The 18,366-nt window shown below is 36.7% G+C and carries 27 protein-coding genes; 11 read left to right on the top strand and 16 right to left on the bottom strand.

What is annotated here, in order from left to right; all coding sequences use genetic code 11:
• Positions 1-389: 389 nt before the first annotated feature.
• From PKC55_RS09900 to PKC55_RS09870, 7 genes are all read right to left on the bottom strand, one after another.
• Positions 390-1,031, bottom strand: coding sequence for a nucleotidyl transferase AbiEii/AbiGii toxin family protein (locus tag PKC55_RS09900; protein WP_291124811.1), 642 nt, complete (start codon positions 1,029-1,031; stop codon positions 390-392).
• An 8-nt stretch (positions 1,032-1,039) separates the two neighbouring features.
• Positions 1,040-1,366 carry a DUF6922 domain-containing protein gene (locus tag PKC55_RS09895; protein ID WP_006799146.1) on the bottom strand — a complete coding sequence of 109 codons (327 nt, stop codon included), beginning with the start codon at positions 1,364-1,366 and terminating at the stop codon, positions 1,040-1,042.
• Between the two features lie 311 nt (positions 1,367-1,677).
• Positions 1,678-1,974, bottom strand: coding sequence for a helix-turn-helix domain-containing protein (locus PKC55_RS09890; RefSeq protein WP_006799145.1), 297 nt, complete (start codon positions 1,972-1,974; stop codon positions 1,678-1,680).
• Position 1,975: 1 nt separating this feature from the next.
• Positions 1,976-2,254: a helix-turn-helix domain-containing protein gene (locus tag PKC55_RS09885; protein WP_291124813.1), complete on the bottom strand. Its 279-nt coding sequence runs from the start codon at positions 2,252-2,254 to the stop codon at positions 1,976-1,978.
• A 409-nt stretch (positions 2,255-2,663) separates the two neighbouring features.
• Positions 2,664-3,254 (bottom strand): hypothetical protein, encoded by a 591-nt coding sequence (locus PKC55_RS09880; RefSeq protein WP_291124815.1) that lies wholly within the window; start codon positions 3,252-3,254, stop codon positions 2,664-2,666.
• Positions 3,254-3,754 (bottom strand): DUF3408 domain-containing protein, encoded by a 501-nt coding sequence (locus PKC55_RS09875; RefSeq protein WP_291124817.1) that lies wholly within the window; start codon positions 3,752-3,754, stop codon positions 3,254-3,256. The genes PKC55_RS09880 and PKC55_RS09875 overlap by 1 nt, the downstream gene beginning before the upstream one ends.
• Entirely contained in the window at positions 3,754-4,530 is a 777-nt protein-coding gene (locus PKC55_RS09870; RefSeq protein ID WP_291124819.1) for a ParA family protein, read from the bottom strand. The genes PKC55_RS09875 and PKC55_RS09870 overlap by 1 nt, the downstream gene beginning before the upstream one ends.
• 666 nt (positions 4,531-5,196) lie before the next feature.
• Here PKC55_RS09870 and PKC55_RS09865 point away from each other — a divergent pair.
• Genes PKC55_RS09865 through PKC55_RS09855 form a run of 3 tightly spaced genes read left to right on the top strand, consistent with a single transcriptional unit; the run spans position 5,197 to position 7,236 of the window.
• Entirely contained in the window at positions 5,197-5,682 is a 486-nt protein-coding gene (locus PKC55_RS09865; protein WP_291124821.1) for a hypothetical protein, read from the top strand.
• An 11-nt stretch (positions 5,683-5,693) separates the two neighbouring features.
• Complete coding sequence (locus PKC55_RS09860) at positions 5,694-6,035, top strand: MobC family plasmid mobilization relaxosome protein (protein ID WP_291124823.1); 342 nt, start codon at positions 5,694-5,696, stop codon at positions 6,033-6,035.
• A complete protein-coding gene (locus tag PKC55_RS09855; RefSeq protein WP_324372877.1) occupies positions 6,025-7,236 on the top strand; it encodes a relaxase/mobilization nuclease domain-containing protein in 1,212 nt (403 codons plus the stop codon). Before PKC55_RS09860 ends, PKC55_RS09855 begins: the two co-directional genes overlap by 11 nt.
• Positions 7,237-7,310: 74 nt before the next feature.
• On the opposite strand, the gene PKC55_RS09850 is transcribed toward PKC55_RS09855, so the two are convergent.
• The 6 genes from PKC55_RS09850 to PKC55_RS09825 form a co-directional block, all read right to left on the bottom strand.
• Positions 7,311-8,210, bottom strand: a complete 900-nt coding sequence (locus tag PKC55_RS09850) for an AraC family transcriptional regulator (protein ID WP_291124827.1) — start codon at positions 8,208-8,210, stop codon at positions 7,311-7,313.
• A gap of 86 nt (positions 8,211-8,296) precedes the next feature.
• The gene (trxA, locus tag PKC55_RS09845; RefSeq protein WP_291124829.1) at positions 8,297-8,791 is read right to left on the bottom strand and encodes a thioredoxin; all 495 of its coding nucleotides are present in this window, start codon (positions 8,789-8,791) and stop codon (positions 8,297-8,299) included.
• Between the two features lie 37 nt (positions 8,792-8,828).
• Positions 8,829-9,035: a DUF6132 family protein gene (locus tag PKC55_RS09840; RefSeq protein WP_291124831.1), complete on the bottom strand. Its 207-nt coding sequence runs from the start codon at positions 9,033-9,035 to the stop codon at positions 8,829-8,831.
• Between the two features lie 11 nt (positions 9,036-9,046).
• The gene (locus PKC55_RS09835; RefSeq protein WP_291124833.1) at positions 9,047-9,415 is read right to left on the bottom strand and encodes a hypothetical protein; all 369 of its coding nucleotides are present in this window, start codon (positions 9,413-9,415) and stop codon (positions 9,047-9,049) included.
• A 13-nt stretch (positions 9,416-9,428) separates the two neighbouring features.
• The gene (locus PKC55_RS09830) at positions 9,429-10,457 is read right to left on the bottom strand and encodes a TQO small subunit DoxD (RefSeq protein WP_291124835.1); all 1,029 of its coding nucleotides are present in this window, start codon (positions 10,455-10,457) and stop codon (positions 9,429-9,431) included.
• Positions 10,458-10,547: 90 nt separating this feature from the next.
• Positions 10,548-10,889 carry a hypothetical protein gene (locus PKC55_RS09825; RefSeq protein WP_291124837.1) on the bottom strand — a complete coding sequence of 114 codons (342 nt, stop codon included), beginning with the start codon at positions 10,887-10,889 and terminating at the stop codon, positions 10,548-10,550.
• Between the two features lie 610 nt (positions 10,890-11,499).
• On the opposite strand from PKC55_RS09825, the gene PKC55_RS18205 reads away from it, so the two are divergent.
• Positions 11,500-11,655, top strand: a complete 156-nt coding sequence (locus PKC55_RS18205) for a hypothetical protein (protein WP_524536945.1) — start codon at positions 11,500-11,502, stop codon at positions 11,653-11,655.
• Positions 11,656-12,030: 375 nt separating this feature from the next.
• Here the strand turns inward: PKC55_RS18205 and PKC55_RS09820 are convergent, their stop codons facing one another.
• The 3 genes from PKC55_RS09820 to PKC55_RS09810 are packed head-to-tail and all read right to left on the bottom strand — an operon-like array spanning position 12,031 to position 13,947.
• Complete coding sequence (locus PKC55_RS09820; protein ID WP_291124839.1) at positions 12,031-12,927, bottom strand: SDR family oxidoreductase; 897 nt, start codon at positions 12,925-12,927, stop codon at positions 12,031-12,033.
• Positions 12,928-12,949: 22 nt separating this feature from the next.
• Positions 12,950-13,714 carry an MBL fold metallo-hydrolase gene (locus PKC55_RS09815; protein ID WP_291124841.1) on the bottom strand — a complete coding sequence of 255 codons (765 nt, stop codon included), beginning with the start codon at positions 13,712-13,714 and terminating at the stop codon, positions 12,950-12,952.
• Between the two features lie 17 nt (positions 13,715-13,731).
• Positions 13,732-13,947: a hypothetical protein gene (locus tag PKC55_RS09810; RefSeq protein ID WP_291124843.1), complete on the bottom strand. Its 216-nt coding sequence runs from the start codon at positions 13,945-13,947 to the stop codon at positions 13,732-13,734.
• A 272-nt stretch (positions 13,948-14,219) separates the two neighbouring features.
• Between PKC55_RS09810 and PKC55_RS09805 the strand changes: the two genes are divergently transcribed.
• The 7 genes from PKC55_RS09805 to PKC55_RS18195 all read left to right on the top strand — a co-directional run bounded on the left by PKC55_RS09805 (position 14,220) and on the right by PKC55_RS18195 (position 18,307).
• Positions 14,220-14,558, top strand: coding sequence for a winged helix-turn-helix transcriptional regulator (locus tag PKC55_RS09805; RefSeq protein ID WP_291124845.1), 339 nt, complete (start codon positions 14,220-14,222; stop codon positions 14,556-14,558).
• A gap of 448 nt (positions 14,559-15,006) precedes the next feature.
• Positions 15,007-15,306 carry a helix-turn-helix domain-containing protein gene (locus PKC55_RS18200; protein ID WP_524536944.1) on the top strand — a complete coding sequence of 100 codons (300 nt, stop codon included), beginning with the start codon at positions 15,007-15,009 and terminating at the stop codon, positions 15,304-15,306.
• A gap of 52 nt (positions 15,307-15,358) precedes the next feature.
• A complete protein-coding gene (locus tag PKC55_RS09795; protein ID WP_291124848.1) occupies positions 15,359-15,961 on the top strand; it encodes a cation diffusion facilitator family transporter in 603 nt (200 codons plus the stop codon).
• A 414-nt stretch (positions 15,962-16,375) separates the two neighbouring features.
• Positions 16,376-17,224, top strand: a complete 849-nt coding sequence (locus PKC55_RS09790; protein WP_291124851.1) for a helix-turn-helix domain-containing protein — start codon at positions 16,376-16,378, stop codon at positions 17,222-17,224.
• A 102-nt stretch (positions 17,225-17,326) separates the two neighbouring features.
• Positions 17,327-17,737, top strand: a complete 411-nt coding sequence (locus PKC55_RS09785; protein ID WP_291124880.1) for an OsmC family peroxiredoxin — start codon at positions 17,327-17,329, stop codon at positions 17,735-17,737.
• A 69-nt stretch (positions 17,738-17,806) separates the two neighbouring features.
• Positions 17,807-18,100, top strand: coding sequence for a thioredoxin (gene trxA, locus PKC55_RS09780; protein WP_291124883.1), 294 nt, complete (start codon positions 17,807-17,809; stop codon positions 18,098-18,100).
• A 42-nt stretch (positions 18,101-18,142) separates the two neighbouring features.
• The gene (locus PKC55_RS18195; RefSeq protein WP_524536943.1) at positions 18,143-18,307 is read left to right on the top strand and encodes a DsbA family protein; all 165 of its coding nucleotides are present in this window, start codon (positions 18,143-18,145) and stop codon (positions 18,305-18,307) included.
• Positions 18,308-18,366: the final 59 nt, after the last annotated feature.

Here is an 18,366-nt window from a genome sequence, read left to right as displayed (position 1 = left end):
TCTCTTCGGGAAAGTATTCCCTCCTAAAAAATTGACGCTTGGCTTTCTTTATCTGCGGAGCCAAAGGGACATAGCATGCGAAGACGACATCCGACGCATAGGATATAGACCCGACTTAAGGTCAACAGCAAACAAAAAAAAGGGAACAAAAGCTGCTCTCCTCTTCCTCTGCATAAGATCTGATTGATATACCATACTCTACTCCCCCCCCCTTACAACCCAAAGGTTTAGCGGTAGTTCTCCTCCAATTTTTGTTCCCTTTAAGTACTATTTTTGTAAGTTTTGTAATATTACAAAAATGCCACTAACTTTTAACGGTTTTCCGCTATTGCCGAATGCAATTTATGAAATCTAAAAGTTCGACAGCCTGTGTTATTTAAGCGAACAACTCACCTTATCCCCCTACTTTTCCTTCTTGGAATTTGAACCCGTTCTTCTTTTTGAACTTTATTCAACACATCAAAACGCTTGTTTTCTTCCTGGGTCATAGCTGACAAACGGGTGGTAATATCCTCCCAGTTGAAGTCCTTACCTAAAAGGTCTATTTTTTCCGTAAAACGGATATCATCATAATAACTAAGACCTTTGGCTGCGCGATAGGGGTTTGTCTGCGGATATTTTGTTCCGAATGCCGTCAGCATTTCTTTTAGCGATAAATACCCCGATAAATAAGCCACATCGATAAAGTCTTTCAACCGGGTTCCATTGTCGGCAATAGCCGATAGTTTCATCGCTGCAATATCCTTCAGACTGTATAAGCGTATACCATCATCCTGTATTCTAGCTTCTACATCCGGATAGTCGTGACGGATAAAATCCAGTTTCACTCCGTTCACTTCACCTTTCAGGCTGAAACCTTCCCTGAAATCGCCTCTGAAAGCATATTTATCCTGCAAGTATTTTTCAAGCCATGAAGGGTTGAATTCTTCTACGGTAAATAAATCCAGATCAATGCTTTTCCTGTGTCCGATAAGCAATGACAAAGCAGTACCTCCGGCCAATGAGAATTGATCGAATACGGTATCACTCATAATAGATTTTAAGAGTTCATAAGTGCCTGTCTCGACTGTTTGCGTATGTAACATTTGAGATCCTCCTTCTTTAAGTTAAAAGCGGTACAAACAAAAGCAATATCTTTATCGGAAAGGATCAATACTTCATCCCGTATGATTCGTCTGACACCATCCATTCCCCCGTAAAGAGCGAACAGGGCATAATAATCCTCATCCCAGCCTCTTTCTATGACACGCTCTACTACCAGAGCCCGCATATACTGCCAGTCAAAACTGCAAAGGTCATATTCCCACAATAAACTGTGCCTTACCTTTGGCTGGTGTTTGATTTGTTCTTTCCAGTCAGACCACATACAACATTTTTTTTATTTGTTAGAACAAAAATAAGTATTTCTATCCGAATGGGGTCTATTATAAAGAGTTAATTGCTATTGTCATGCTGCTTCTATCCATGATTAAACAAAATTGATTAAATAATGATTCTCATATTTATCCGTCCACGAATGAACAGCAAGCCGGTAAAATACCAAAGCCGGAGCCCCGAAGGGTTTTCCTGAACAGAAAAAGCTTTGTCTTATTTACCATTGCTTGCTGTGTGGTAAAAGTTACCGGATAAAAAGAAAAAAATAGTTGGGTTTGGGCTAGCTTAGTCCACATCTGAAGTTCACTGCCATCCTTTACGGTAGTTTTCCTCCAATAGCTTTTGTATATCGCTTTCCCGATAAAGTACCTTACCTCCTAATTGGATATAAGGTATTTTCCCTGTGGTTCGATAATCCTGCAAAGTCCTTCGGCTGACCTTTAGCCTGTCCGATACTTCAGGATCGCTGAGAAAACGTTCCCCGTTGAGTGTCGGCTTGCATCCTGTCAGCGCGGCTTCGATCTTGTCCAGCATCCTGTCCAATGAACTAAAGAATCTTTTTATACGATCGTTTTCTCTTGTAATAATTTCATTGCTCATACTACTTTGATTTTAATTTGTTAATAACTGATTCCACATCTTCCGGCTTGTAGAATATTTTATGGTTGATCTGGGTAAAAGAGAGTGTACCGTTATCCCGGTAGGTTTGTAGGGTACGTTTCGAGATGTTAAGTATCCGGCATACATCCTGATTATCCAGCCAGCGGTGAAGACCTTTGTCCTGATGATCCCCGCACAGGTTTTCCACTTTTTGAATAAAGGCTTCAAAACGGTTCATCATCGCGTCAAAAGCTCCGGATTCAATGTTTATTACTTCCATATGAATTCTTTTTTAATTAATAAAATTCGTTTACAATCGCAATATATACCACTAAATGGTAAGTTTTTCCTATGTGACGTAATTTGTCCTGTTTAGGCGTAATTTGTCATACTTAGACAATATGTCTTTTCCTGAAAATGGTTGTCTTTTCCTGAAAATGGTTGACAATAAAAAGTGTAAACCAATGGACGGACAAAGAAAGAACTAATCCGGGAGTGTTTTCCGGGTTTACAGTCTGATGGTAGCCAGTGGCTCCGGTTTGGAAGCCGATGGCATTACCATTGTATTTATTCTATACCATATGGATGGTATAATAATAATCGAAAACCAGCCCACGGATTAATTTTCGTGGGCTGGTTTTATTGCCTATTTCCTATTTTATCTTTTCTTATCTTTTATCAGAATGCGCTTACTGCCTTATAAACTTGCGGTATGCTTCATTTCTGACCGACTCATAAGGGCTGCTGTCTTCTATCCGGTCTAGTGCCAGCAGGATGCGTTCCTGGGCACGGGGAATACGAGTGATCAGTTGTTCGAAGAAATCCGTATTGCATAACTTAAAGGCTGTCTCTACTGAAGTTTTCCGGCCTTCGTAGCCAACCTCTTTTCCGGTAGCCAGATCTGCCATTGTCTCAAGATCATCCCACATCACCCCGGAATCTCCCTGATCCATCATCCGTGCGCGAGAGATGGCAGCAACAAGGTTTTTATGCATTAATTCTTCCAATAGCTCCTTGCTGACAAGAGAGCGGGCTACGCCCACACGAAGCTCATAGCTGCTCTCTTCAATATAATGTGAGGCTTTCTTTAGTTTCCGTGATATAAAGCCGGCTACTATCTTATATAGCTTTACCAGTTGTTTCTTCACTGCTTCATATAGATCCGATGCCATACTGCGATGCATATCCACGAATGCCTTTCGAAGCGATGAACTGCTCAGAAACAATCCGGTCCATAGCCACAGGTTTATCACTACAAGTGTTTTTATAAATGTATCCATTATTCTGTCGGATTAAGATTGTTTGTATGGTAAATAGTATCTATATCTTCTCTGAAAGTTTCCAGATGGTTCAGGATGATATTTTCCACATAGCTGCTGATCGTGGCTTTGGATTCGTCCATCAAGTGAACGATGCGCATCAGCCTGCGATGGGTAGCAGCCGTAATATAGAGCGGTTTGCGATGGGTGAAATCCACACGTACAAAGAACACCTCTTGATAGTCACCCTGGGTTTTACGTCTTTTCTTTCCGGGAGTTTTATATGAAGGCAGTTCTGTTGATATCGATGTTGTTGATGCAGGTGGATTATCAGGTTTTGCATCCGGTTCCATCTTCGCAGGATCTGAACCATCCGCGACTACATCGACAGGTATTGTATCTACAGGCTCTGCTACTTTTTCTTCCTGCCCTGTTTTGTGTACAGGCTGATCCAGATCGATTCCTTTATGTGCCGATTTAAGCAGGTCTTCATATCTATTTGTTGTTTTATCTGTTGCCATTAGATCTGAGGTTTTAAGTGAATAATATCCAGTATTTCATCGACCAGCAGATCCAGGTTACTGCCTTTGACCAGTTTTTTGTCGGCAGGGAAAATCGTAGACAGAAAAACAGCATCACTGCCCTCAAGGGATTGCTCCTTGTCGTAGCGGACGGATTGGGGTATGGCAGTCTGCATCAGGGATAAGCCGAACTCCCGGATAACGCTTTTGTAATGGGTGAGCCATTCTTTTTTGATCCGTCCGTCGATACGGTTCCAGAACAGGTGGATGGATTTCAGGTTTATATCCGTATGTTCCTGTATCAATTCACTGGCGGGGACAATAAACGAAAGGGTGCTTTCCATCGAGAGCCGGGAAGGGGCCATCGGAACAAAGACATAATCCATGCCCATAAAAGTAGTAATCACACCCTCGTTGTTGATGGTACCGGGCAGGTCGAAAAAGACCACATCATAAGCGGAATTTTCTTTTGATAAGAACTCTTGTGCTCTGGCTATAGCCTCTTCGGGCTTGGCACAGACAATCGGATAGGTTTGCTTTCCCAGTGATTCGAACAGCTCAATAGCTTTGGACTGGTAATGCAGGTTGGTCTCCAATTGACGGATCTCCCGTTTACGCATCTCATAGACACTACACTGCGGATAGTCGCAGTCTATCACGGCGACATTCAGGCCCTTTTGGTAATGCAGGTAGCTTGCGGCCAGGATAGTAAAGGTACTTTTACCGACTCCGCCCTTCTGGGTGGAGAAAGCGATAAATAAAGGTTTCTGTTTCATGCGAATGGATAGTTTTAAAATTAGACATATTATTATTTAGAAAATTTTCAGTTTTTACTTCTTAATTGAAAGTTGTACGGATGACTATCAGATTTTCAATTCATCTTATTTTCAATAAAATACTAAAACGATCAACCTTTCATGTTGTGAAATCTTCAAGTCTTCCTGTTTCCAAATTACCAAACAACCAACTTTTCAAGTTTGATAATTACCGGTTTGTCAAATCTGAAAGGCTATTGGAAAAATAGCAGGTTTACCAACCTCCAATTTTTAGTGTTTTATAGACAAATTGAAAATAATCTGTTTTTTTATCTGTAAAAACTGCAAATTGTAAGTTTATCAGACTTTCAAACGCGAATATATAAGAACTTATTTATCAGTATATAATACTCGTTTCTATTGCATAGAATGACTTTGTTTTGCATTAAAAATGATGATGGTATTATCTGTTCATTTGATTTAAAAGAGAGAATTTGATTTTTTAGTGTCCGGTCGTTTATCTCAATTATAGGACAGGCAAACTGCAGCAGTCTACACCGATATTTTTATGCCTGAAACAGTAATTTACAGCGAGTCCCCGCAGATAAATCCGATCCGGGTAAAGCATTGTAATTCAAGAAATATTATTATTTAATTCGTGGTCTGTATCATTAAAATAACAGACTTATGAAAAGTGAAAAAGCACTATCAGCGGCCTCTTATCCAAGCCGTATTTTTAAAAATGATGTAACAATTAAATGTCCGGACTGTATGGTTTTATGTTCCGGAGGGTGTTTAATGGTTGCCGCCAATTCAAAAAATAAAGAGACTACCACCTCTTTATTTTTTTCTCGTCGTCAAAGTAGCAAGGTAATCGCACGGGTTACCCGAAAATCGCTCCGCACATTTTCGGACAACCTTCGTGCATACCTTGCCCTTGCAGGGGGCTGTGACCACGCAGAAGATAAATCCGGTACCCTTAGGATTTATCATCCGCTTCAAAACACGCTCACGTTGGTCGCCTGTTCTGAGGTCACTTGGCAGCCTGCGGATTTCGCTCCCGATGGTCGCAAAAGGTCCGGGCTGCGAGCGGAGACTCCACTTTATCTTCCGGTGGTCGCTTCCGTTACATCACGCTCTGATATATGGCATATGAGAGTTTTTCAATATTAAACAGAGACGGTATGGAAAATAAGAGTAAGCGTAAAGGGAGGCCGGCCAAAGAAAAGGAGAAGTTGAATTATTCGATTAATCTCAAATTGACCGAAAAGGATTTTAATTCGGTGAAGGATAAAGCAGGGAAATTGGGTATAAAAGCTACACAGTACGCACGGGAGATGGTACTTAAAGGAAGTGTAAAATTCCGCTTCTCTCTGGAAGATTTGTATCTAATGCGAAAACTATCCGGGATGGCTAATAACCTGAACCAGATAGCAAGGCAAGCCAATAAAGCAGGTCTTGCCAATACGGCTATGGAGGTAATAAGTATAACTACTAGAATCAAAAAGCTACTGGATGATCGCTAAGAATATAAAAGGAAAGTCATTTAAGGGATGTGTGTCTTATGTGATGAATGAGACGGCTGAACTATTGGAAGCGGAAGGAGTATGGGCAGATAATGCCAAAAATATGATCCGTAGTTTTGCCATGCAGCGTTCCGGCAGAAAAGAAATAAAGCAACCTGTCGGGCATATCCCAATATCGTTTGCACCAGAGGATAAAGCAAGGATCACCAATGATTTTATGGTACAGTTAGCCAAAGAATATATGCAGGAAATGGGAATTAAAGACACACAATATATCATTGTTCGTCATCATAATGCAGACAATGAACATTTACATATTGTGTATAACCGCATTAACAATGACTTAAAACTGATATCTGTCAATAACGATTATAAGCGGAATATCAAGACCTGTAAGAAGCTAAAGGACAAATATAAACTGACTTATGGTAAGGGAAAAGATCGGGTTAAAAGAGAGAAATTAGACAATCCGGATAAGGTAAAGTATTATATCCATGATGCGATTAAAGCTGTTCTGCCGAATTGTAAAAATCCGGCTGACCTTCGGTTTGGACTTAAAAAGTTTGAAATTGAGCTTGAGTATAAACTCAAACTGGGTACCAATCAGATCGAAGGGGTATCGTTTCGGTATAACAATATAGCTTTCAAAGGCTCGCAAGTAGATCGAAAATTTAGCTATGGGAATCTAAAAAAAGCGTTTCAAAAGAACATCGAATTGTTACAACAACAAGCCTCAAGAGAGCTACAGCAGGAGATGCCGATACCGAAAGTACGTTCTATCGGTGGGGTTAAATTAACGCCAGAACAGTGGCAAACCTTGGAAGAGGATGGCTTTATATATCTGGAAGGTCTTAAAAAGAAGGATAATGATGGAATATTTTCTTCCTATGTATTCCTCAATGATGAAAAGGACAAAGCTTTTTCCTGCAAGAAAAATCCTGATACTTTTGTCAAATATGGTAAATACGAAATGCGGATTCGCGATAAAATGCTGATAGAAGCAGGCTATATAACAAAAGCTAAAGTCAAGTGGTGGGGTGGTCATGATTTTGCATATCCATATCTCTGGAAAGAAAATAAAGCAGATATTGATTACAAAGAGTCATGGAGTGATCCCAGATTGCCGAAAAAGAATAAACCACAAAAACAAACTCTAAGTCAACAGCCAATCAGAAAAAATCACAGGCCCAGAATTGGATGATTTCTTGAAATAACTCAACAAAAAATCAATAATAATTACTTAATATATATTACAGGAAAAGTACGTTAAAAACTTTAATCGATTGACTTTCTAAACTCCGACGGAGGCCGCTTTGTATGCTTTTTGAAATATTTCACAAAATAAGATGGATCATCAAAACCTAATCTATATCCTATTTGATTTACATTGAGTTCTGAATATAATAACATCCTTTGCGCTTCCAAGATAATGCGTTCCTGTATCATTAGTGATGGACTTTTACCTAACAATTGATTGGTCAAATCTGACAAAGTACGTGTTGAGATGCGTAACAAGTGAGCATATTCAGTAATTGTCAATCCTTTTTGATAATTTTCATCAATCAGATTAATGAATCGAATGAGTTGATGCCGTTTTTCATTTATTTGAAAAAACGATTGTTTCCCATTTTTTTCAAACTCATTTCTTCTACGCTGAATTTGTATCAGAAACGATTTGAGATATGCCCGTAATAATTCTTCTTTTCCAAAATTATTTTCGCAAGTAAGCTCTCTCTCTATCTGTTTTAAATATTCATTTAGGATAGAATCCATATTGCACTGAATACAACACAAGGGTTGCTGGTAAGGATTATTAAATAAGCTACACCTGAGAAAAAACTCAATTTCACTATCTTGTTGTACGAGAAATGACTCATTAAAGTTTATCAACACTCCTGTATAATCAGAATATTTATCAAAGTAGTGTACCTGATTTTTAGAAATAAAAAATATAGAGTTTTCCGAAACAGGATATTCCTTAAAATCAACAATATGCTTACCATCCCCTGATCTAAACCAAATAACCTGATAGAAACTTTGAATGTGAGCCTGAGTAGCATTTTCGCCCTGTTCTTTTAGATAAGCACCTAAATCAATAACCTCAAATTGAGGCTTATCGGGTTGATAAAGATTAAGGTGATGCTCTTTTATTTTATTTATATATTTAGTAGACATCTCTTACCTCTGAATATTTAAGTTAATCCGGAGAATAAAATGATAGAGTTGTCCGATTTTACAACTCTATCACTTTACTATTCCTATTATAAATTATTTTCTACAGTCTTGTTTTTTAATAGAACTGTTTCTATAACATCCTTTAAGTTAGCTTTGGGCATTGCTCCTGCTACCATTTGTGGTTGTCCTGTCATCGGAATAAATAGTAATGAGGGAATACTTCTTATTCCAAAAACCGATGCCAATTCTTGCTCCTGTTCTGTATCTATTTTATAAATATATATTTCTCCACCGTATTCATCTGCAAGCTCTTCTAAAATAGGTGCAACTACTTTACAGGGACCACACCAATCTGCATAAAAATCGATTAAAGCAGGTTTATCGCCGAGATATTTCCATTCGGTGGGGTTTGTCTCATAATTTGCCACCTTTTTCAAGAACTCGGCTTTTGTCAAGTGAATTATTTTCACTTTATTCTCAACATTTCTAGTCTCTGATACAGATTCTTCTTTTGTTGTTTTCGCACTGCAAGATGTTGCAAATAATGCAGTAAATACTATTGTCATTATAATTGTTTTCATATCGTAAATTTTAAATTATTCCTCTTGTTTATATTTGTTATTGTTCTTCTGATTGATTCTTTCGCTTAAAAAATCCACCAACCAAAAATCCCATTATAGTCCCGTATATACTGCTATTGATTGGAGATGCAGTTATAGGGCATGTTCCGGTGGAACATCCGACATAGTGCCAATATAAATAACCGGTTATGGCTCCAATAATACCGCCTATGATGTAGGCTAAGTTGTTTTTTATATATTTCATATCATTATAAATTATCTGTATCTGCACTGAAACGCCAATCGTTTATAAACAAAGTCATCAGCTCTATGTCTTTCCGTATCATATCCGTGTCTGGCTATAGCAATACTGATTGAATCAATGTTTGTTCTCGATTCATCAAAATCCACAAGTAACATTTGTTCTCCTTGCAGCCAATAGGCAAAACGAACACCAGGTAAATGTTTTGAAGCCCGTTCAATTTCATCCTGACATAGGTCGTCATACCCGCCACTAACTTGTAAAACATAATGTTTTCCCACTTTTCTAGCTGGAGTATTAGCCAGATCCGTTTCTGTAACGATGTTAGATGTTTGACATGCTGAAATACTAAAAAGCAGAATCAACATTATAACTACTTTCATAATACTTTACAGCTTAATGATTAATACTCGATGTCCACTCGATACCACTGATATCCGTAAGAATTAATTCATAGATTCCTTTAGGCAGGTTTTGTAAACTTTCATCATCCAGAGTTAACCCAGCTCTACTGCCTAATGGAATTATAAGGCTATGCTTACCTGGCACTACTTTAGCTATATAATAATTATTGATAGCCGCTAAGGAAAATTGAGATAGTGCTTCACCGTCTTTGTCTATTATCACATTTCCATCTTGATTTTTGAGCCTAATACCAATCAGAAAGGATCCGTAAACGTCCACTCCTTCGACTCTGAAAACTGTAAATGATAATTTTCCATCTTCTAGTTTTGCGTCGGAAATTTCAACAACAGGCTTAACCGATTTATTATGCAATTCGCCCCACACACCATTATGAAAGTATTGATTGGTAAATAATGTCATAAAAAATATGATGACAGTTCCTGATATCAATATCTTGTTCACCAATTTATCACCAATGGGCAAGGGTCCTGACATAAGCCATGAAGAATATTTGAACCGATCAAATGGAGCTTTATTCTGAATATAATAATCGAGAGAATATCGGCCTCCTCCGGTAAAGAAAATTGCAAAGCCAGTAGCCATACCTAAAATCCCAATCTGCCATTCATCCAGACAGGTTGTTCCGAGCCATCCGGATCCTAATAAGATCCCGGTAGCCAAGGCTAGGACGCCTACACTCATTAATCGGGTAAATAGGCCTAGCATAATTAAAAGGCCAACAATGGCTTCTATTGCTGTAAATATGACCATAGCCCACCATAAAACATCAGGATTAGACACCAAATATTCGATCATGGGCTTTATACCTAAAGCATTGGGTAAAAAATGATTAAACTTTTCACCAATATATCCGGCTTCATCGGGATTGAATTTGTTCTCTAAAATAAGTCTTCTCCAAAAAGCTGAAAAATAAGTCCAACCCACGACCAAACGTAAGGCTAGTGTAAACGTACCAGATAAAAGATATGTATGTTGTAATTCTTGATTGTTCTTTCTCATAAACAGACTAATTAATTATAAAAAAATGAATACACAGCAAGATCGATAAAATGAATTTCATCTTATCGTCTACAAACAATTTATTCAAAATCAAATAATTAATTTCCGGTATATAAGAAATATTGGAATTGAAGGAAAGGTAGCGGAACCTGTTTCAATAGGCTGAAAAGAAGTAATATCAGTTGATAGAAGAACTTTCGGAGAAGGCCTGTTTAATAACTTTTTTATCTCAAGCTGTTGTTTCTTCTTCGCCTCTTTTGTACTCTGAGCATAGGTATATACACATACGGAGGTATTGTTCTTCTCTACTTGAATTGAGCCATTGACAGGAATACCCAATAGATGCTTAAAGTCTTGCTTCATCGAGCAAGGAAGACCTATGAGTATTACCAATGGTAATAAAAGCAGAATAGTAATAATACGCTTATGCATGATGATATTCAATTATACAAACTAAAAACGTAAAAAAAGAAGTAATGTTTATTCATTTATATTATTTTCACAGCTACTTCTATGAAACTATTTATAATTAAATGCAATATAAGGACTATAGTTTAGTCTGTAAATAATATTTCTGAAATACACCAGTTATTTTCCTTATTTTACACTACATCGCTCAGAACATAGAAAATTTGTTCAGATATTTTATTCTTCCTAATTTTCGCTGTATTCTATGAAGAAGAAATTTATCATAAAACCAAATTTTGGGTTTTGACTACCTCTATTGTCAATTAAAGATTCTGCAAAACTCCTAATCACTTATCCAACTTTCCTCTTATTAGTAGGCTAAATAAATGTAACACAAAATTGGTTATCATGCAAATATAAACCTCCTTCATGTATTAAGCGTAGATTTATGTATTATCTTAGAGAGGCTGGAAAGCCTCAGGCTGGTACTAGCTCTTGTGATGCTTGTCCGAAAACGAATAAGCAAAAACCTAAAATAAGAATAACGTCATTTTGGTTTAAATCAAACTCAATTCAGTTATATTTCTCATTACGATAATGCCTAAATTGGTATTGGACAATAAAAAATAAGATCATGCAACTCATGACACCAGATTGCAAGCTTTGTTCATGGATGGTTGAGGGGGCAATAAATTCCGCTGCTGTAATTGACTTCTTAGACCAATTTACAACACAAATAACAAAGAAAATTATAGTAGTTATTGACAATGCACCCATCCATCGTAGCTAGAAATGCCATAGCGAAAATAGCTGACTGGAAATAGCTAGATTTATTTATATACTTCTTGCCGCCGTATTACCCTCAATTAAACCTTATTGTATATCTACCGAAAGATTGTCTTTTGTACTTATCTTGAGAATGGTGTCTATAACTATCGATCTTTCGTTATTTAATATTTTTCCAATGCTCGTATTTGAGATTGTACTGAGTGAAATAAAAATAGTGCGAATATTAAGAATGATATTTTTTTCATTAAATTATTATTAATGCAACCACATCTACAGAAAATCGGATAGCCCAAAAGGTTATCCGATTTTCTGTTAGAATGTAGGATTAGTATTTTACTAGCTCACATTATAAATTGAGAAGAATAAATTAATTGAATTAATTTAAAAAATATTTCTTATTCTCTTTTGACCATTCTGTTAATGAAGTCATTTTTACAGGAAGTTTATCTAATACTTCGTTCATATTAGGATTAAATTTTTTTGGATACTCATTTACATTTTGAAGACTTTCATAATACGCAGCAACACTGGCTGCGCCGGCTTCACCTACAAATGGTGTCAAAATTTCTTTAAACTCCTTTGGAGGTTGTGGATAATAAACAATGTTTTCTCCTACGCCTTTAGAAAAATGTTCAGCCGTTTCATTACCTTTTAAATTTTCCAATCCACTGATCTTGAAACTATCCGCATTCAAGTCTTTGTTATAAATGGCTTCAACCACAAAAGCACTTACATCTCTGGAAGCGATCCAACCTATCGGCATTGCTTCCGGAGTGGGATATGCCAGCTTCTTTTCATTTTTAATAAATGGTGCACAAAAACCTCCCATTAGGTTTTCCATATAAATTGTTGGTTCAATAATTACATAGTTCAGTCCGCTATTCAACAGATAATCTTTAACATCCAATTTTACGTCGTCAACAGGAGAGCCAACTTTTGCAGCTTCCAACCAACCGCTTGTGTTCCATACAATTTTCTTCACACCATTTGTTTTTGCTGCATCGATTACATTTTTTGCATACTGTAAGCCGTCAAAGGGATTCTGTAACGAAACGGGAATCATAAAAGCTATGGCGTCTATGCCTTTTGTTATTTCCACCATTTTTTGAGCATCGCTCAAATTTGCCAATACAGGCATAGCACCTGCCTTGCTTAATTTTTCAAAACTCTTTTCAGAGCTTGTAGCTGCGATTACTTCCGCTCCTTTTTTAATACCTTCTGATATTACGTTGAATTGCTGTGAGCCTGTAGCTCCAAATACTAATATTCTCATTTTTTATTTTTATGTTTAATTATTAAAATGTATATGACTGTCCATCTTCAGGCACATTTACTTTATCTGTTATTCCGTTCTCCGCGAGAAATGCTTTTAATTCTTTTCGCGTAAGCGTATTGTGGTTTACACCCTCCATATGGCTTACTATGATAGTTGCTGACGGAATGGCTTGATGTACTGTATGAACATCTTTTTTGTTCATGATTACTTGACCGCCAAAAGCAAATTGATTGTTACCACCGTTTAATACGATTATTTCGGGGTGGTGTTGATCAATAGCTTCTTGGACGCCTTCGTACCAAACAGTATCGGCAGCTATATACAAGGTTTTTTCCGTAGTATGTTTTAGTACTAAGCCACACACAAAACCAGCGATTTTCAAAATATAGCCTTTGCCGTGTTGGGCTTTGGTTTTGCTCAATTTTATATCTCCAAATGAAGAATTTTCAGTAAGGATTTCCACATTGGTAAAGCCTGATTTTTCTATTTTGGATTTATCAGAAAGGTCCTGTACAAATATTTTAATCCCTTTGGGTAAAAAGCGTTCCGCCTCTTTGTCCCAATGGTCATAGTGCAAATGACTAACAAATACAAAGTCAACATCTTTGATGATTTCTTCCTTCGAAAAAGGTAATTCACAAAGAGGATTTTTTTTGAAAGTCCAATTTTTAGCAGGAATAAATGCAGGCAACGTTCCTTTATCTGAAAGCATCGGGTCTATCAAAATTTTCTTTCCTGCGTATTCTATAATAAGTGTGGCATTTCTTATTTGCTGAATCTTCATTTAGTACGATTTTTTTATTAGAACATCGGATTGTTATTTGCCGGTGCTTCGAGCATCTGCATCATAGCATCCCAGTGTTCTGCTAATTTTGCATTTTCTTCACGATAGACATCTATAAATCTCCATTCTTTCCCAGCGACTTCCGTACGGGAATGCAGAATGACAATATCATCTTTTGCAACAACATATTTAAATAAAACTTTCTGCTTTGTGGTACCTTGTGGAATAAACATCTGTACAACGGCTTTTACCTCTTCAGATCCATCTGAAAGGGTCGGATTATGCTGTAAAATCTTTACTTATTAATTCATCCACTCCTGTAATATCCAAATCCCTAAAAATTCTTTGGTAAGCCGTAATGGCTATCTGTTTATTGATTTCTGTCTGTATCATAATACTTAATTTTAAAACAATACTTGTACAAAACTAAGAAATAGTATACTTTTGTACAAGTACTTACTTATATGTTTGGTACTTACTAAATGGTTAAAATTACTGATTGTCAATGAGAAAAAACTTAAAAATAAATCCACCGTGCGATGATAGTTGTCCTGTTAGAGCGTCTTTAACTTTACTTGGTGGTAAATGGACACTAATGATATTGTTTCAAATCAACGTCGGTGTGATGCGGTATGGTGAATTGAAAAGAGCTGTAACTGGTATTAGCGAAAAAATGTTGATTCAGGAATTGAACATGCTTGTTTCTAATAAATTAGTCAATAAAAAGATTTATCCCGAAATTCCTCCCAAGGTAGAATATACCTTGACAGAATTAGGGCTGAAGACTTTGCCTATTGTAGATAAATTGGCTGATTTCGGTTTAGAGAACTTGGTTCAAAGATAACTAATGCAACATTTGGTTATAGCAAGAAAGAAAATAACTGCAAAAACAACTTGCCGAAGATTAATCAAATATAATCTAACAGATTATAGCCACTGTGTACTAGATTGAATGGTTGACCCTTCTTTTCAATACTTGGGACAGCAGCAATAATCACCTTAAATCTTAAATGTAGTGGTTCGTAAATTAAATAATGTGAGCATAAATAATTATGGCAACACTTTTTGTTAAAAATATGGTATGCAACCGTTGCATTATGGTAGTGCTAAATGAATTAGATAAACTTGGCTTAACTGTTATTAATATAAAATAGGGAGAAGTAATACTCGCAAAAGACCCTATCTCTGAAGAAAAAATCAAACTGACGGCTGCTTTAGATATTTTAGGATTTGAACTTATAAACGATAAAAAAAGTCGCATTATCGAAAAGATAAAGAACATTATCATTGATTTGGTACATCATCAGGATAATAATCTAAGAACTAATCTATCGGATGTATTGATTGATCAATTGCATCAAGATTACAATTACTTATCCAACCTGTTTTCAGAGGTAGAGGGTACCACTATTAAAAAATATTTTATTGCTCAGAAAATAGAAAAAGTTAAGAAATTACTGGTATATAATGAATTGTCTTTAGCTGAAATAGCTTTCCGTTTAAATTATTCAAGTGTAGTCTATTTGAGTAACCAGTTTAAGAAAGTTACTGGACTTTTATCTAGTTATTTTAAGCAGATACGGGGTAAGTAACAGTTTGCGGTTAAAATGGAAAAGTAAGAATATCTAATTAACAGAATAAATTATGGAAAATGGCCACGAACATAGCCATTCACATAGTGCAAATAAAAAGTCTTTAACCATTAGTTTGTTAATTATTTCAGCCTATATGGCAGTAGAGGTTATCGGGGGATTGATTACAAATAGTCTTGCCTTATTGGCAGATGCAGGACATATGTTGAGTGATGCTATTTCGCTTTTCATTGCCCTAATAGCCTTTAAATTAAGCAACATAGCTGCCGACTATGGTAAAACGTATGGTTACAAACGATTTGAAATATTAGCTGTGGTTATTAACTGTCCCATTCTGATACTGATTTCGGTATATATTATTTATGAAACAATAGAACGTTTCCAAAATCCGCCCGAAATTCAATCAGGGGGAATGCTCTTCATTGCATTTATGGGCTTGTTGGTAAATGTGCTTGTGACCTGTATAATGATGCGTGGTGCTGATATCAAAGAAAACCTCAGTATGAGGGGGACATACCTGCACGTAATAAGTGATATGCTTGGCTCTGTTGGCGCGATCATTGGAGCATTACTTATCATGTTTTTTGGTTGGGTTTGGTCAGACCTATTGGCAAGTGTTATCGTTTCTCTATTGGTATTGCGAGCGGTTATTTAGTGACAGAATCATCGGTACACGTTCTTATGGAGGGTATACCAAAGAATATTGAAGTTGAAAAAGTGACACGAAAAATTCTGAATACAGACGGTATTAACAGTATATACGATTTGCATATATGAACCATTACAAGTGGACTAAACGCTTTGACCTGCCACGCTGTGTTGAACGAAAAAAATGACTATTGAAGAAAATGAAAAAGACAATAACGACATCTTTTTTATAATCATAATTACCTTATTATTTTTTTACAATCTATATGGAAAGTTATTATTAGGCAGATTTCTCAACCAGGATGGAAAACTCCATACTATTGATTTTACGGTATGCACATAGGATGTTAAAAGGAGAGTCAATAATAACAGTGACCAATTACACCACTATAAAAAAAATAACCACTATATTAGTTTATTTATGGAAATTTTAAAATCTTTCGCACAGAAGAAAATTGGCTATATAAGTTTTGACGCTGCTATTCAATTAGATGGACTGTCTTTCCCCTGTACAGTATCCGGAGACTGTTATATTATTCTCTTTGCCGAAACTGGAAGTACCGTTATTTCTGACTTTGTTGAATATAAAGCCGATCGGGATACCTTGTTTTTTTTCAATATCGGTCAACAATTCCAATTGGGCAATAATACAAAGGGGGAACTCGTATATTTCAATCCGGAGTTTTACTGTATTGCCTTTCACGATAAGGAACTGACCTGTGACGGTGTCCTATTCAATAATGTCTTCGAAACACCATCGATAGCACTCAGCTTGGACGAGAGTATTTCATTCAGAAAGGTTATTGACGAGATAAAAAGGGAACTGAATACGGAAGATCACTGGACCGAGGAAATGGCAAGGACGAAACTCAAAGAACTCATTATTACAGCAAGCAGATCGTGGCTTGAACGTAGTTCTGACCAAAAAGGTTTGGGAACAACGGAGGATGAACTGAGCCGGAAATTCAGCCAATTGGTGGAAACGAATTATCAAAAAAATCACAGTGTTGCAGATTATGCAGAACTGCTCTTTATCAGTCCAAAGACCCTGAACAGAAAGATTGTACGTGAAAAGGGAATATCGCCCAATATCATTATCAAGAACAGGATCATTCTCCAGGCAAAACGGCTACTTGTCAATACAGACCTGACGGTAAAGGAAATCGCAGCTCAGCTTGGATATGAAGATCAATCTTATTTTGTCCGCTTTTTCAAAATCCACACAGGAAAAACCCCTATAGAATTTAAAAGGATGGCAGTTCCTGAATAGAAAGTGGCAAAATGTCCTATACATTGTGCCGTATGTCCATTGTCAGGAAATCTTTACATAGGTAACTTTGTCCTGTTAATAATTTTTTAAACAATAGATTTTATGGCAATAAATATTAAAGCCGTTTGGATCGGAAGTTTCAAGCAGGGAAACGGAAAGTTGGATATAGCGAGTTCCGGATTAAATAACGTAAGTTACAAACCTTTTTTTGCAAAAAGTGATGGCAGCTTTACAAATCCAGAAGAGTTGCTGGCCTCAGCTCACGCAACATGTTATGGTATGACATTAGCCTACATTCTTTCAGAAAGTGGAATTGCTGCCGATAGCCTTGAAACGAGTGCTTCACTTGTAGTCGAAAACAACGTAGTTAAGAACTCAAACCTTACCCTTGAAGCGAAAATACCTGATATTGATAATGATCGTTTTCAGGACTTTGCAGGCAAGGCTAAAGATATGTGTGCGATAGGGAATGCACTGAATGTAGAGATTAATCTAAAGGCATCGCTGAAATAAAGTAAAGAAAGCCGTTGCAAATGGCGGCTTTTTTTAAAAGCAAAATTTTAAATCTTAAATTTTCAGAAAATGACTTTTCAGGAAATAATAAATCAGGATAAACCTATACTAATTGACTTTTTTGCAACTTGGTGCGGTCCGTGTCAAATGCAGGGACCAATTGTAGATGAGGTCAAGCAAAATATGGGAGATGAAGCCACTATCATTAAAATTGATATTGACCAAAATAGACAACTTGCAACACAGTTTCAGGTTCGCAGTGTGCCCACGTTGATGATTTTTAATAAGGGGGAATTAAAATGGAGGCAATCGGGTGTTTTTCCGGTCTCTGAACTGGTAGCGTTAGTGAAAAAGGAACTCTAAACCAACGTTTTAACTTTTAATCTTTATATAACCATTAAAATTATGAACAGCTTAAAAATGAAAATAGAAATCTGCAGTGATCTTATATGCCCATTCTGCTACAGAGCAAAGCAAAATATTGAAACTGCATTGGAGCAGTTCAGGGATAAGCAAAATATTGAGGTTGTCTGGAAAAGCTTTCAGTTATATTATATATGCGGAAGCTAAAGTCACCTGACAGTGAGTCGCTTTATAGTATTTGCCATTATCGCCATTCTTGTCTTTAA

The sequence above is a fragment of the Dysgonomonas sp. genome (genome assembly GCF_035323175.1).
Lineage (GTDB): Bacteria > Bacteroidota > Bacteroidia > Bacteroidales > Dysgonomonadaceae > Dysgonomonas.
The sequence above is the reverse complement of the archived record's forward strand: the minus strand, read 5'-3'. Positions and strand labels throughout refer to the sequence as shown.

Bases quoted from the DNA above. Each gene is read 5' to 3' on its own strand.
- PKC55_RS09895 (WP_006799146.1), bottom strand. From the start codon at position 1,366: ATGTGGTCTGACTGGAAAGAACAAATCAAACACCAGCCAAAGGTAAGG.
- PKC55_RS09860 (WP_291124823.1), top strand. From the start codon at position 5,694: ATGGAAAATAAGAGTAAGCGTAAAGGGAGGCCGGCCAAAGAAAAGGAG.
- trxA (WP_291124883.1), top strand. From the start codon at position 17,807: ATGACTTTTCAGGAAATAATAAATCAGGATAAACCTATACTAATTGAC.
- PKC55_RS09825 (WP_291124837.1), bottom strand. From the start codon at position 10,889: ATGCATAAGCGTATTATTACTATTCTGCTTTTATTACCATTGGTAATA.
- PKC55_RS09880 (WP_291124815.1), bottom strand. From the start codon at position 3,254: ATGGATACATTTATAAAAACACTTGTAGTGATAAACCTGTGGCTATGG.
- PKC55_RS09810 (WP_291124843.1), bottom strand. From the start codon at position 13,947: ATGTTTATTCCACAAGGTACCACAAAGCAGAAAGTTTTATTTAAATAT.
- PKC55_RS09875 (WP_291124817.1), bottom strand. From the start codon at position 3,754: ATGGCAACAGATAAAACAACAAATAGATATGAAGACCTGCTTAAATCG.
- PKC55_RS09835 (WP_291124833.1), bottom strand. From the start codon at position 9,415: ATGAAAGTAGTTATAATGTTGATTCTGCTTTTTAGTATTTCAGCATGT.
- PKC55_RS18205 (WP_524536945.1), top strand. From the start codon at position 11,500: ATGCAACTCATGACACCAGATTGCAAGCTTTGTTCATGGATGGTTGAG.
- PKC55_RS09900 (WP_291124811.1), bottom strand. From the start codon at position 1,031: ATGAGTGATACCGTATTCGATCAATTCTCATTGGCCGGAGGTACTGCT.
- PKC55_RS09790 (WP_291124851.1), top strand. From the start codon at position 16,376: ATGGAAATTTTAAAATCTTTCGCACAGAAGAAAATTGGCTATATAAGT.
- PKC55_RS09830 (WP_291124835.1), bottom strand. From the start codon at position 10,457: ATGAGAAAGAACAATCAAGAATTACAACATACATATCTTTTATCTGGT.
- PKC55_RS09885 (WP_291124813.1), bottom strand. From the start codon at position 2,254: ATGGAAGTAATAAACATTGAATCCGGAGCTTTTGACGCGATGATGAAC.
- PKC55_RS09795 (WP_291124848.1), top strand. From the start codon at position 15,359: ATGGAAAATGGCCACGAACATAGCCATTCACATAGTGCAAATAAAAAG.
- PKC55_RS09820 (WP_291124839.1), bottom strand. From the start codon at position 12,927: ATGAGAATATTAGTATTTGGAGCTACAGGCTCACAGCAATTCAACGTA.
- PKC55_RS09850 (WP_291124827.1), bottom strand. From the start codon at position 8,210: ATGTCTACTAAATATATAAATAAAATAAAAGAGCATCACCTTAATCTT.
- PKC55_RS09785 (WP_291124880.1), top strand. From the start codon at position 17,327: ATGGCAATAAATATTAAAGCCGTTTGGATCGGAAGTTTCAAGCAGGGA.
- trxA (WP_291124829.1), bottom strand. From the start codon at position 8,791: ATGAAAACAATTATAATGACAATAGTATTTACTGCATTATTTGCAACA.
- PKC55_RS09840 (WP_291124831.1), bottom strand. From the start codon at position 9,035: ATGAAATATATAAAAAACAACTTAGCCTACATCATAGGCGGTATTATT.
- PKC55_RS09815 (WP_291124841.1), bottom strand. From the start codon at position 13,714: ATGAAGATTCAGCAAATAAGAAATGCCACACTTATTATAGAATACGCA.
- PKC55_RS09865 (WP_291124821.1), top strand. From the start codon at position 5,197: ATGAAAAGTGAAAAAGCACTATCAGCGGCCTCTTATCCAAGCCGTATT.
- PKC55_RS09890 (WP_006799145.1), bottom strand. From the start codon at position 1,974: ATGAGCAATGAAATTATTACAAGAGAAAACGATCGTATAAAAAGATTC.
- PKC55_RS09855 (WP_324372877.1), top strand. From the start codon at position 6,025: ATGATCGCTAAGAATATAAAAGGAAAGTCATTTAAGGGATGTGTGTCT.
- PKC55_RS18195 (WP_524536943.1), top strand. From the start codon at position 18,143: ATGAACAGCTTAAAAATGAAAATAGAAATCTGCAGTGATCTTATATGC.
- PKC55_RS09870 (WP_291124819.1), bottom strand. From the start codon at position 4,530: ATGAAACAGAAACCTTTATTTATCGCTTTCTCCACCCAGAAGGGCGGA.
- PKC55_RS09805 (WP_291124845.1), top strand. From the start codon at position 14,220: ATGAGAAAAAACTTAAAAATAAATCCACCGTGCGATGATAGTTGTCCT.